The organism is Serratia proteamaculans, from assembly GCF_949794035.1.
GTDB classification, from domain to species: Bacteria; Pseudomonadota; Gammaproteobacteria; order Enterobacterales; family Enterobacteriaceae; genus Serratia; species Serratia proteamaculans.
In genome coordinates this window covers 96,289-108,855 of the sequence record NZ_OX461106.1, presented here as the reverse complement: position 1 = coordinate 108,855, position 12,567 = coordinate 96,289, and the positions used below count along the sequence as shown (strand labels likewise).

Below are 12,567 nucleotides of genomic sequence, written 5' to 3'. Positions count from 1 at the left end.
ACCCGCCAGCACTTATGGCGGTGTGGGGGGGTTGTGTTAGGTTACGCATTTGCTATAATCCTTTTCAGGCGCCGCGCCTGCTTTCGACCCCCTGAATATCCTTCGTTCCGCCAAGTTCGAGTTGGGATTTCAGGGGGTTTTTGCATTCAGGGTGTGGCTTTTGCCCCTATCACCCTTTCCCTAGACGCTATTACCGGGAACGTCCCACCCGTATGAATACTTGTAAACGCAGGTAAATTACCACGTAGTGAAGCAACGATCAATTCCCCCACCAAAAGATCCCGCAAAGAACATATCTAATTTACCTAATCAATTCATAGAGATATTGAGTCTAAACATTATTAATATTGTGAATATCAACAGGTGTTTTCTCTTGTCTATGTAGATTCAGAGTGAACGCATTTCTTTGTTAATTCAGTGAAAATTCCGCTTCCTCGCTTTGAGTGTTCAGTGCTCGCCTATGGCTGCGCTCCGCCTCAATCAAAGGCTGCGGCGAGCTGTGCTGGCTAGTCTTTCAAGCACTCGTTTAGTTGTTTTAATAATTTTCTGGCTTCTTCATTCTGTTTACGTAATTTTTTATTTTCCTCCAAAGTATAGTATTGAAGGTTTTCTTCTGGGTTAACCCTATTACGATGCACCTCAAGCATATTCTTAGCCATATCGTCATCCACTGTATAAAAATAATACTCAGGATAATCCAGCAGTCTTGCGATTTTAACTACCAAGCTAAAAGGGGGTTCCGTCCTTCCGACTTCGTAACTCGACAACCTCGATCTTGAGTTTTTACCATCTATATCAATAAGTTGAGATAATTTTTCTTGTGATATCCCCGCAGCCTCTCGCGCTTCTCGCAATCTTTTCGGCACCATGTTCACCCCCTTTTTGGGAGTCTAATCTTACAAGGCGCATTCGATATCAATGTCCACAATACGAATCATGGTTGATTTTGTATCATAAAGTAATGTAATCTCTAAGACTCTTTAGATTGACACACCAAAACAACTGAATATAATAACATTACTGTATTTATATACAGTTGTTTCATCATGTTTATGAGTACGCTCGTTCTAGTTTCCGCCAAGCTAGCACGGCGGAAAATGGGGGCTTGTGCCCACAAGGATGGGAACATGAACTTATGGTATGTGCTGTACTGCAAGGCTCAGGATGTTGGTAAAATCACTAAAAGAGTCAATGGATTAGGGGTTAGTGTTTTTTGCCCTCGCTATGTAAGAGTCTCTCACCGAACCGACTGCAATTCGGTTCGGATCGAGGAAAAAGTGTTGTTCCCTAATTATTTGTTCCTCTCTTTTGATATCAATAAAATCCACACCTCAACAATTTCGTCTATCCCTGGGGCTGTCGGCTTCATTCGCTTCGGTTCCGATGCCTGCACCGTTCCCCAGAAAGTGATATCAGCGATTGAATGCGCTCGGCTGATTGCGTTGAACAATGACGATCAAGCTATTGAGTGCCGTAATATCTCGTCCACTTTGCTGCTAAAAATTCAGGAAATCTCGCTTATCAAATCGATAGAACAACGGCAGGTTGCTTTTTCACACCTGCTGCAATCGTCTAACCCTTAAACCCGACTTCATTTTTTATACATACCAGCACTGCGGGCGATACCCTGCGGTGTCTTTTTAATAGGAGTAACCATCCCCATGCCGAAAAAGAAGTTGGGCGAGCCAACGAGTACGTCGGTGATTTATATCGGACAACAGCGTTACCAACTGTTAGCAAAACATGCTCGTGAAATCAGTTATTTATCCAACACCAATATCAAGACAACAACATTCCTTCACTACCTGATTGATGAATTCACCAAAAAAGGCCATGCCTCACTGCTTAACCAGTTGCAGAAGGCTCCCCCCGCTGAAGAGGAATAAACCATCTAATAGGAGGAGAAATGATTTCATCCGCCGTGCTTCTGACTCTGGCCATGCAATGCGCCCCAACCATTCACCCGGATACATCGCATGATGTAGCTAGGGTCGAATCTGGCTTGAATCCCTTTGCTATCGGGGTTGTCGGCCAGAAAAAAGGGCTTTTCCCCAGCAACATAAATGACGCTCTTGATCATATCGACCAGCTCAAGGCGAAAGGTAAAAATTACTCCGTTGGTCTGATGCAAATCAACCAGGCTAATTTTTCCCGTTACGGTGTCACTGCAAAACAACTTTTTAATCCCTGCACCAACCTGACCGTCTTCGAAAAAATCATCACTGACTGCTACCTCCGGGGCGGCACCCTGAAAAGGGCGCTGAGTTGTTATTACTCCGGCAATTTTGATACCGGCCAGAAGCCCGAAGCTGCATTTTCTAAAACCAGCTATGTACAGCGGATGGGTTACAAACCCGCGCAAAAATATGTCGTGCCTTCCAGCAAGGCCGATCAAGAAAAGCAAAACGCCACACCAGGCAATGCAGCACCCACGCCGCAGATACGTTACCCCAAAGGTATTGTACGCGGCGATCTCATCACCTCCGACGCGCAGGCGTCACCTAACCAGGCTACACCCGTTTCTTTCCCGTCACAGGTTGTGCGGGGGGAGTTTGTAGTCACTACATCTAAATAAGGAAATATCATGAAAACTTTACGCTCTATTAAAAACGCTCCTGCCTACCTTGCTGCTGTTGCGGCCTCTGCTGCCATGTCCTCACCGGCATTCGCGGACGGGTTCGCCAAAGCCGAAACGTTGCTGGAAAAAATCTCGTCGGGCCTCACCGGTCTGGCCATCGTCACCATTACCATCGCCGTTATCTAGGTGGGTTACAAAGTGTTATGGGACGGCAAAAGCCTTCACGACTGTAAAGGGATCATCATTGGCGGCATTCTTATTGCCAGCGGTGCAGAAATCGGCGCTCTGTTGATGAGCTAAGGTGCGGAAATGGTCACGCTGAATAAAGCCCTGACGCGCCCCGCTATGCTGTTTGGCATTCCGATGGTGCCGTTAGTTATCGTCAGTGGGGCAATTATCCTGCTGGCGATATACCTCACTAAACTTTTGTTGCTGTTCCTGCCGGTAAGCTGGTTTGTCATGAACCAGATGGCTCGAAAGGATGCCCACGTTTTCGGATTAGCCTTTTTAAAACTGAAAACGCGGGGCAATAAGACGTGCAACACCCACTACGGCGCAACGGCGTTCCTGGCGAACGACTACGACGCCGTAGACATCACGGAGTTCATCAACACTATGCGACTTAACGAACGGGTCACGCTCACCAAGCACATTCCGTATTCGTCGCACATTCATGAAAACGTCATTAAAACCCGAGGTAGCGACCTGATCGCAACGTGGGAAATTGGCGGAACGGCGTTTGAATGTGATACGGAAGAAAATCTCGACATACTGTCTGGTCAGTTTAATAACCTGATTAAGTCCTTTGAAGGGCGACCGGTGACGTTTTACGTTCACAATATCCGTGAAACGTACCACGACCACTTTGACGGGCATTCGGGTAACGATTTTGCCGATACGGTCAGCGAACGGTACTACTCGACGATTGAAAACCATCCTTTCCGCCATAATCGACTGTTCTTCACCGCCTGTTATATGCCCTTTGTCGGACTGGATAAGGTAGAGCGCAAACGTATGTCCGACGGACAGAAGCAACATGCGTTAGACAGTGCATTAAAGGAGATGCTGGAGATCTGCCAGACGGTCGGCACGTCCCTGTCGCGTTTCACCGCGAACCAGCTCGGGGCGTATGAAGAAAATGGCCGCGTATTTTCGTCGCAACTGTCTTTCTATCGGCGGCTGTTAAGCGGCGTCTGGCAGAAAACAGCCGTTACGCGCACGCCATTTTATGAAACGCTCGGCACAACCGACCTGTTTTTCACCGGCGATGCCGGGCAAAGCAATAACGTAAACGGAAAGACCTTCTTCCGTGGGCTGGAAGTGAAAGACTACGCGCCGGAATCCTTCACCGGGATAATGAACGTGTTGCTGTATGCCCCGTGTGACTATGTGATCACCCAGTCTTTTACCTGTATGGCGAAAGATGAAGCGCAAAAGCACATCAAGCAGACGGTCAAGCGTTTACGCAGCACGGAAGATGATGCCATTTCGCAGCAGGAAGACTTATTTGTTGCCCTGGACATGTTGCAGGCCGGACACATTGCCTTTGGTAAATATCATTTTTCCCTGATGGTATCGGCACCTGGTACAGAACGGCTGATTAAAGATACAAACAGCCTGATCAACGCCTTCACCGATCTGGGTATCACCCCGACGCTCTCCACGTTGTCGCTGCCTGCTGCCTACCTGGCACAAATGCCGGGGGTGTACACGCTAAGGCCGCGACTTGTCCCCATAAGCAGCCAGAATTTTGCAGAACTGGCGTCATTCCATAACTTCTATACGGGGAAACGGGATAAGAACCCCTGGGGTGAAGCGCTTTGCGTTCTCAAAACCCCATCGGGCGGGGCGTATTACATGAACCTGCACAACTCAATGCTCAATAAGGATGATTTCAACGAGAAAAATCTAGGCAATACCAGCGTTATCGGCACCGCCGGTTCGGGCAAAACAATGCTGATGGCATTCATTCAGGTCATGATGCAGAAATATCGGCAACCCCGGAGTTTTTCGCCGCAGGCTAAAACTCAGCGTCTTACTACCGTTTATTTTGATAAGGACAGGGGGGCAGAACTCAACGTAAGGGCGTTGGGCGGCCAGTATTATAAGGTGAAAAGCGGTGAGCCTACCGGCTGGAATCCCTTCCGGCTTCCACCGACCAAACGCAATCTGAACTTCATCAAGAAGCTGATGCGCATACTCTGCACCCGCAACGGACAAACCTTGTTCCCGCGCGACGAGCTGCGTCTTAGTCAGGCAGTGGATGCGGTCATGAAGGAGCTACCGGCTGAACACCGTGGGTTTGGTATTACCCGGCTGTTGGAGAACCTTACCGAGCCGCCAACGAAGGAAGCGCAGGAAAACGGGTTACGTGTCAGGTTGTCACAGTGGGCGCAGGGTGGCGAATACGGCTGGGTTTTCGATAATGACCTGGACACCTTTGATATTGGCGAATGCGACAATTTCGGCATCGATGGCACGGAATTTTTGGACGATGCCGACGTGTGTGCGCCGATTTCATTTTACCTGCTGTATCGCGTCACCAGCTTGCTCGACGGGCGACGCCTGGTGATCTTCATGGATGAATTCTGGAAATGGCTCAACGACCCGGTCTTTTCTGATTTCGCCTTTAACGTGCTGAAAGTCATCCGCAAACTGAATGGCCTGTTTATTCCTGGTACTCAGTCACCGGCGGAAATACTGATTAACCCGATATCTCCTGCCGTGGTGGAGCAGTGCGGCACGCAAATCTTTACGGCAAACCCGAAGGCTGACCGCAAAGACTATGTTGACGGCCTGAAAGTCGCCCCGGAAATCTTCGATATCATTAAGAATCTCGATCCGCTGTCACGCCAGTTCGTGATAGTGAAAAGTCCTCTGAAAAAAGGTGACTTACGCAACTTTGCGGCACTCGTCACCCTTGACCTGTCCGGGCTTGGTACTTACACAAAAGTGTTAAGTAGCAGCGCTGACAACCTCGAAATTTTTGACTCTGTGTTTCAGGACGGCATGAAGCCGGACGACTGGCTGGAACGCTACCTGCAATTCGCTCTCTGAAAGGAAACAACATGAAACTAAAAACTCTGACCGCCGCCTGTCTTGCGGGGGCTTTGCTGTGTCCATCACTGACAGCCTATGCCGGTATTCCTGTCATGGTTGATGCTGATCCGTTACGTCAGGTTCAATACGCGACCGACGCCCAAAACTGGCTTAAAACGGTGGAACAGTATAAATCCCAGCTTAATGCCTACAAATCGCAACTGGCGACCGCGACCGGCGTACGCAACGTACAGGACTTTTTGAGCCAGGCTAAGGGATTGTCGAGTGACCTTAAAAACCTGCAAAAAAACGGCATTTCACTCAACGACCTGCTGACAAACTCCGGCGGGTCATACAGCAGTGCGCTAAACGGCCTGTACAGCAAGTACAAGATGTTTGACACCTGTGATGCTACGCAGACCCAAAGCTATGCTGATACCTGTAAACAAATCGTCATTAACCGTGCGGTGGCCGTCGAAGATACCACTGCGGTACAGGAGAATATCAACAGTACAGTGAGTGATATTTCCACCCTTGTAAGTCGTATAGAAATGTCGCAAGACGCTAAAGAGTCACAGGATTTGGCGAACACCATAACGTCAAAAAGTGTACAGTTAAACGCGCTGACCACGCAGTGGGAAATGAGCGTGAAACAGTCGGAACTGCGTGATCAAATGCTGACATCGCAGCGACAAAAGGCAGGCCAGCAGCAGCAACTCAACGCACCGGTGGCCGATTTGAACAACTTATAACAAGGATTTTTCATATGACGATCAATAACCGCACTATTTTATCCTCCCTGCTTGTTTTAAGCCTGTTTGCTTTAGGTGGTTGTGAAGAGAAAAAAACTGAAGAGTGGTATATGGCTCATCATGACGAATTAATAAAAGACTATGCCGATTGTTTGAAAACCCAAACATTCAGCAGTGAGCGGTGCATCCCTGTTGTGAATGCTTCCAAAAGGTCAATGAATGAGCCTGACGTTGTAGCTGGACTACAAAAAGTGCAAACAGAGTACGTAAAAAGCAGGATGCATCCAGAGAATAAAAGTCATGAGTAGCGAAGGTGTTTTCTCTGGAATGGATGCCGCTGTAATGAATGGCTTGAACAGTGTTTTACAGGGGCAAATGTCCCTGTATTCAACGCTGATGGCAGGATTAGTTACCGGTTCTGCCACTTTGTACATTCTTTGGCGTGGCTATCAGACACTGGCGGGGAAGCTACATACTCCGGTAGAGGACGTAGCGTGGGACTTGGCGCGAATGGGGATCATCCTGGCATTTGTCACTAATGCAGATGGTTATCTGGACGCCTCGGTTGCTGCCATTAACGGTTTAAAAGATGGTTTCAGCGGAAGTGAAAATGTCTGGGTTTTACTAGATACACTTTGGAGTAAAGCTCAGACGCTGGGGCAAACCTTATTTAACCTAGATAATTCAACCTATGTGCAACTCAATGGCGGCATTGCTGAGCTATTAGTTTGGGGGGGAACAATAGTAGCCTTAATTATCGCCACCATTGTTAATATGGGGGCTGAAATAATGTTGTTATTAATGACAACAACGGCACCCATATTCATTTTCTGCCTTATCTACGGTTTTCTGCGACCGATGTTCAATAACTGGCTCCAGGTAATCTTCACCGCTATCCTGACGCTCATGTTTTCGGCCTTATCTTTACGGATCGCGATTGAATACCTTAGTAACATATTGGACAAAGCAAGCGTCGGGGCTAATGCCAACAACATTGTAACGCTGGCCGCACAGTGTTGCCTTGCCGGTATCGGTTCCGGGTTCGTAGTCTGGTTATCGGCAAAAATTGCCGGTTCACTGGCAGGGGCTAGCGTGCAGGGTGTGGTACAGGGCGCGGCTAAAATGGGGCTAATGGCAGGCGGCGGCGCAGCGAAAAAAGCCGCAAGTACCGTAGGAAAGCCCGTGGGGAATGCTTTAGGCAGTATTGGCGATAAGGCAGCGAATAACCTCAAAGGCTCATCGGCCAGTAATGCCAAAGCATCGGCAAAAGCCGCAGTGGAGAAAATGAAAGCCCAAAATTAGCAGATATCCCGCCACACCTGTTCCCATCGCAAGACTCATTACTTTTTAATCCTTTCAGGAACCTAAACCATGAAACGCTTCATCATATTTATGATGTTGTGCACCCTTGCGGGCTGCGCACAGCAAAGCCATTTCCCGCCGGATGTTTCCGGCGACCTTCAACCCGTTAATTCCGCTTCCGTTATGCAGGAGGTGAATAATGTCTGAATTACAAAAAACGCTGAATACCTCGCAATCGTTTGAAAAAGTGATGCTGACACGCGATGCGCGGGCTAAAAAACTCGCTTTTGTTATCGCCGCTGTCGCCACGGTATTTGCCTTACTTTCCGTTGTGGCCGTCATTGTCATGCTTCCGCTAAAACACACGGAGGTCGAGCTTTACACCGTAGACAGCCACAGCGGGCGGGCGGAATACGTCACCCGAGTGAAAGAAAAAGACATTTCTACCGAAGAGGCAATGGCGAAAGCCTTCGCCGCCAATTACGCCACGCTCCGGGAGGGATACAACTATTTCGCCCTGCAAAGCAATTATGACACGGTGCAGCTCTTTAACAACGGACAGGTCAATGCGGACTATCTTGCCTGGTTCGCCGGACAAGATGCACCCGACAAGGTGTATCAGAACGCGGCTAACGTGGTGGAAACCGAGGTCATTTCCAACATCATCAGCCAGGCTACCGCGCCCGATATGCTGGCAACCCTCCGACTGAAAAGAACCATCCGCCACGTTGTTGACGGCGCGACGCGCGTCGAATTCTGGAACGTTCGTCTGACATACCACTACGTGCCACACAAGGCGCTGACTGACGCGCAACGTGAGAGTAATCCGCTGGGCTTCATCGTCACCAGTTACCAGCGTGACAAAGAACTGAGGAAAGAATAATGCGTAATCTATTCGTCATTCTCACTTTGATGCTCTGCTCATCGGCGTGGGGAGCCGCAACCCCGCAGGGTAGCCGGTACGACAGCCGTATGCAGCAGGTGGCGTACAACGTGCAAAACAGCACGGTGATCAATACCCGCGCCGGTTACGTCACCACGTTAGTTTTTGCTGATGATGAAGCGGTGATCAGTACCGAAGTCGGCTTCATTAAAGGATGGGCGGTAACAAAGGAGGCGAACCGCGTCTATATTCGCCCCGCCCCCATCACGCAGCCGGTGACGGATGCGGACGGCTCAACCGTCCAGCAGGCATTTTTACCCGAGTCGAAAGACTGGAAAACCAACCTGTTTGTCACCACGTCGGCACACTTCTACAGCCTGGAACTTAATGTGCTCGATGAAGGCGCACCGGCAAGCAGTCTGGCGTTTGTTGTGACCTGGAATTATCCCGATGCCAGCCGTAAGGCCAGCATGGAAGCCGTGAAGGCGCGGCAAAAGGAGCTGACGGAGGCGCAGGAAAAAAGCCGCATCGCCAAAGCGTTTAATGCCGCCACTACGCCGCGAAACTGGAACTATGCGCAGCGTGTGAAGCAGGGCAGTGAAATGGCTATGCCGGACTTTGCCTATGACGATGGCCGCTTCACTTACCTGGGCTTTTCACCGCTGAAAAAGATCCCGAGTCCCTTCCTGCTCGTCAACGGCAAAGAACAAACGACCATCCCGTCGTTCTCGCAACAGGGCAACTATCGCGTGATGGTCGTTCACTCGCTGGCTCCAAAGCTGGTCTTACGCTACGGCGACGCCGTGGTGGGCATTGTTAATCAGGGATTTGGTCTGGCAACGGTCAGCAACGGCAGCACCGTTTCACCGGCGGTTAAACTGGAGGAAAAACCATGACGGATACGCAAAACCCAACGCCTCTCGATGGGAGCGAAAGCCCCGTACCCGAGAGAGAAAAAACGGTGGCCGAGCTGGAAGTTGAAGCACGCGAACGGGCGCAGGCACAGCGTAAAGAGTCTGCACCGGTGGAGAACGTTAAACCCGACCAACCCGAGGTAAACAGCCTCAAAAAGCGCGGTAAAAACCGTCTTATGACGCTGGGAATACTGCTTCTGGCGGCGCTTATCGTATTAGCCTGGATGGGTGACTGGGCTTATAACCATTTCATGAGCGCCCCCGCTCCCAAGGCTGAACAGGCAAAAACGGCACCGGATGATGTCAGTTACGGACGGAAACGCCAGGGCATGGGGATGGCTGAAAACCCGCTGGGGTTGCAGGACACCGCGTCAACCGATACCACAACAAACCTTCCTCGCCCCGCCGCTCCGGCAGTTTCATTTAACAAGTCGATGGCTCTGGCGGCGATGTCCAGCACGCAAAGCAGCGGCCAAACCGCCACGGTTTCGCGCACGGCTGAACGCAGTACCACAGAGCACAGCGTATCTCCCGCGACCGCGCAGCCTTATACACCCTGCACGGTGACGCTGGTCATGGATGCCAGCGGAAAGCTGGCCTGTCCTGTCGGAGCGGAGGCATCACCTAGTGTGGCACCGGCAGTTTCCACCGTAACCGGCGTACAACGTATGCGGCTTGACCCGGATTTGTATATTCCGGTCGATACCTATATTCCCTGTACGCTTCAAACCCGCTTTGTGTCAGACGTTGCCGGGCGTATTTCCTGCCTGATATCTGAGGACGTTTACAGCGAAAGCACCCATGTACGGCTGATACCCGCAGGCACCCGCGCCCGTGGCGTCTACAAGACCGGCACACTCAATCACGGCCAGGCGAGGATGTTCGTGATGTGGACGGAACTCAGAACCCCGGACAGGCTAAAAATCCCGATGGTTGATTCTCAGGTCGTAGGCCAGCTCGGTGAGGCCGGTATTGATGGCTGGATCGACACGCATTTCTGGGAGCGTTTCGGCAACGCAATGATGCTCAGTACCGTACAGGACGTCGCCGCAGCGGCGGCAAGTTCCGCCCCGTCGAAAGACCGCAATACCGATTACACGGAAAATTCACGCGCTGCCGCCGCTGAAATGGCAAAAACGGCGCTGGATAACAGCATCAATATCCCGCCAACCATCTACAAAAATCAGGGCGATATCATCGGCATCATGACCGGTTCAGACATCGATTTTTCAGGCGTCTACAGCCTGAAACTCAAATAAGGAGGGCATTATGGGCGTCAGTAACATTTCACTCGACCAGCATAAACAACGCATGTTCGGGGATTTTCTTCACCTCGATGGCCTGACCGAAATCGCGGTAAACCGTCCCGGAGAGCTGTTTACCAAAATTCGCGGGGTGTGGCAAAAACACCCCGTTCCGCTCACGCTGGCACAGTGTCAGACGTTTGCCACCGCGCTTGCCAACTATCAGGGCGACCATATTGATGATACGTCGCCGGTGCTGTCCGCCACGCTCGAATCTGGCGAACGTTGCCAAGTGGTGATGCCTCCGGCTTGTGAGCGAGATACGGTGTCGATCACTATCCGCAAGCCTTCCCTGATACAAATTCCCCACCAGTCCTATATCGACGGCGGCTTTTACGACCGGGTCACGGGTAAGGAGAAAACAGCAAGCCATGATGACGAACTTTTACGTTTATACAATGCCGGAGCTATTCCCGCTTTTATGGAGAAGTGTGTCGAATATGGTAAGACCATCATCATCGTGGGCGGTACGGGGTCGGGGAAAACAACCTACCTGAAAACGATGATCGGGTATATCCCCGTCAACCTGCGACTGGTGACTATCGAGGACAACCCGGAGACGCGCTTTTATGGCCATGAAAATTACGTGCATCTTTTTTACCCCGCCGATGCGGGAGAAAAAGCCATTGTGACCCCGGCCAGTCTGGTACGGGCAAACTACCGCATGAACCCTGACCGTATTTTACTGGCCGAGGTGCGCGGAGGTGAAGCCTGGGACTGTCTGAAAATCATCGGCTCGGGGCATGAAGGGCTGATCACTTCTCTGCACGCCGGTAGCCCGGAAGAGGCCATTAACGGGCTGGCGGAACGCTGTTATCAAAACATGGAATGCCAGAACATCCCCTATTCGGTACTGCTGCGTAAGGTATTGAACAGCATTGATGTCATCGCCAGCATTGACGTGAGCGGCGATATTCGCCGCATGGGTGATATTTACTTTAAGCCGGTGCATCGCGCCGGTGTGATGGAGAATTTCAGGAATGAAACATTTTAAACCCCTGGTTGTACTCAGTGCATTGCTGGTACTCGCGGGCTGTTCATCCCCGCCCGAACCGGCAGCCGTCGAGTGGGATAAGCCTCTTTCGCCGACCAACGGCACATTGCCTTTATGGCAGGAAAACATGGTTGTTACACCGTCGCCGGTCGTGTCCGGGCAGTGGTCGAGAGTGATCACCGATTTTCAAGATGAAGGACAGATTTGGACGCCTGATGTCTGGTATGCCGTTGCTCATTCCCCACACGTTGCCGTCTCTGCGCCGGATGCGACCGCGTTCTTTGCTGCTAAAGCGTGGTTGAGACAACACGGCGCACAAGGGCTTATCTCTTATCTTCCAAAAACTCACTGCCTGACCTGCAACACCACCGACATTTATTTTTCCCGATAACGGCGGTGAGACAGATTTTCAATCTGTTTTTCCGGCGTTGAACAACCAGAGGGCGTTAGCCGTCTTTTGTTTGTCTCAAAATCACCTCAAGGAATAAAACGTTATGAAAAAAACCGCAATCGCGGCGGCACTCCTGTGCCTGACCGCTGGCTTTTCTGCGCCTTCATTTGCTGCTGACCCGTGCGAGGTCGTCCTGTGTATGTTCGGCAAAGTAACCGGTAATAGCGGCGGCAGTGAATGCAGCAGTGCCGAAAAAGCCTTTTTCAGCATTAATTCTTTTAAGAAGAAAGGCCGGTTTGACCCATCGAAGACATCAAACATGCGTAAAGCGCTTTTGGGGGAATGCAAAGCCGCAGACCCGGCAGCTATAGCCAAAATCATCAGTCAATTCGGGCGGATCAGGGGGTAAT

General features: G+C 50.6%; 15 protein-coding genes and 1 pseudogene. 15 read left to right on the top strand and 1 reads right to left on the bottom strand.

Annotation, left to right across the window (positions count from 1 at the left end; translation table 11 throughout):
* Positions 1-506 precede the first annotated feature (506 nt).
* Positions 507-869 (bottom strand): helix-turn-helix domain-containing protein, encoded by a 363-nt coding sequence (locus QOT07_RS25765; protein ID WP_008815933.1) that lies wholly within the window; start codon positions 867-869, stop codon positions 507-509.
* Positions 870-1,127: 258 nt separating this feature from the next.
* Between QOT07_RS25765 and QOT07_RS25760 the strand changes: the two genes are divergently transcribed.
* The 15 genes and pseudogenes from QOT07_RS25760 (at position 1,128) to QOT07_RS25690 (ending at position 12,566) form a co-directional block, all read left to right on the top strand.
* Positions 1,128-1,583, top strand: coding sequence for a transcription termination/antitermination NusG family protein (locus QOT07_RS25760; protein ID WP_016361119.1), 456 nt, complete (start codon positions 1,128-1,130; stop codon positions 1,581-1,583).
* A gap of 78 nt (positions 1,584-1,661) precedes the next feature.
* Positions 1,662-1,886 (top strand): hypothetical protein, encoded by a 225-nt coding sequence (locus QOT07_RS25755; protein ID WP_008815931.1) that lies wholly within the window; start codon positions 1,662-1,664, stop codon positions 1,884-1,886.
* 20 nt (positions 1,887-1,906) lie between these two features.
* The gene (locus tag QOT07_RS25750) at positions 1,907-2,575 is read left to right on the top strand and encodes a lytic transglycosylase domain-containing protein (RefSeq protein WP_008815930.1); all 669 of its coding nucleotides are present in this window, start codon (positions 1,907-1,909) and stop codon (positions 2,573-2,575) included.
* A gap of 9 nt (positions 2,576-2,584) precedes the next feature.
* Positions 2,585-2,878: pseudogene (locus QOT07_RS25745) on the top strand (TrbC/VirB2 family protein).
* Positions 2,879-2,887: 9 nt separating this feature from the next.
* Complete coding sequence (locus QOT07_RS25740; protein ID WP_283604539.1) at positions 2,888-5,635, top strand: VirB4 family type IV secretion/conjugal transfer ATPase; 2,748 nt, start codon at positions 2,888-2,890, stop codon at positions 5,633-5,635.
* 11 nt (positions 5,636-5,646) lie between these two features.
* A complete protein-coding gene (locus QOT07_RS25735) occupies positions 5,647-6,369 on the top strand; it encodes a TrbJ/VirB5 family protein (RefSeq protein WP_283604538.1) in 723 nt (240 codons plus the stop codon).
* Between the two features lie 14 nt (positions 6,370-6,383).
* Positions 6,384-6,677 (top strand): EexN family lipoprotein, encoded by a 294-nt coding sequence (locus tag QOT07_RS25730; protein WP_032490877.1) that lies wholly within the window; start codon positions 6,384-6,386, stop codon positions 6,675-6,677.
* Positions 6,670-7,671, top strand: coding sequence for a TrbL/VirB6 family protein (locus QOT07_RS25725; protein ID WP_032490878.1), 1,002 nt, complete (start codon positions 6,670-6,672; stop codon positions 7,669-7,671). Before QOT07_RS25730 ends, QOT07_RS25725 begins: the two co-directional genes overlap by 8 nt.
* A gap of 69 nt (positions 7,672-7,740) precedes the next feature.
* Positions 7,741-7,878 carry a hypothetical protein gene (locus QOT07_RS25720; RefSeq protein ID WP_169818577.1) on the top strand — a complete coding sequence of 46 codons (138 nt, stop codon included), beginning with the start codon at positions 7,741-7,743 and terminating at the stop codon, positions 7,876-7,878.
* Positions 7,871-8,554, top strand: a complete 684-nt coding sequence (locus QOT07_RS25715; RefSeq protein ID WP_283604535.1) for a VirB8 family type IV secretion system protein — start codon at positions 7,871-7,873, stop codon at positions 8,552-8,554. The genes QOT07_RS25720 and QOT07_RS25715 overlap by 8 nt, the downstream gene beginning before the upstream one ends.
* Positions 8,554-9,450: a P-type conjugative transfer protein VirB9 gene (virB9, locus tag QOT07_RS25710; protein ID WP_283604534.1), complete on the top strand. Its 897-nt coding sequence runs from the start codon at positions 8,554-8,556 to the stop codon at positions 9,448-9,450. The genes QOT07_RS25715 and virB9 overlap by 1 nt, the downstream gene beginning before the upstream one ends.
* Entirely contained in the window at positions 9,447-10,727 is a 1,281-nt protein-coding gene (gene virB10 / locus QOT07_RS25705) for a VirB10/TraB/TrbI family type IV secretion system protein (RefSeq protein ID WP_283604533.1), read from the top strand. The genes virB9 and virB10 overlap by 4 nt, the downstream gene beginning before the upstream one ends.
* A gap of 10 nt (positions 10,728-10,737) precedes the next feature.
* Positions 10,738-11,766: a P-type DNA transfer ATPase VirB11 gene (virB11, locus tag QOT07_RS25700; protein ID WP_040118348.1), complete on the top strand. Its 1,029-nt coding sequence runs from the start codon at positions 10,738-10,740 to the stop codon at positions 11,764-11,766.
* Positions 11,753-12,157, top strand: coding sequence for a cag pathogenicity island Cag12 family protein (locus QOT07_RS25695; RefSeq protein WP_040118349.1), 405 nt, complete (start codon positions 11,753-11,755; stop codon positions 12,155-12,157). The genes virB11 and QOT07_RS25695 overlap by 14 nt, the downstream gene beginning before the upstream one ends.
* 103 nt (positions 12,158-12,260) lie before the next feature.
* A complete protein-coding gene (locus tag QOT07_RS25690) occupies positions 12,261-12,566 on the top strand; it encodes a conjugal transfer protein (RefSeq protein ID WP_040118350.1) in 306 nt (101 codons plus the stop codon).
* The last annotated feature ends 1 nt before the right edge of the window (position 12,567 follow it).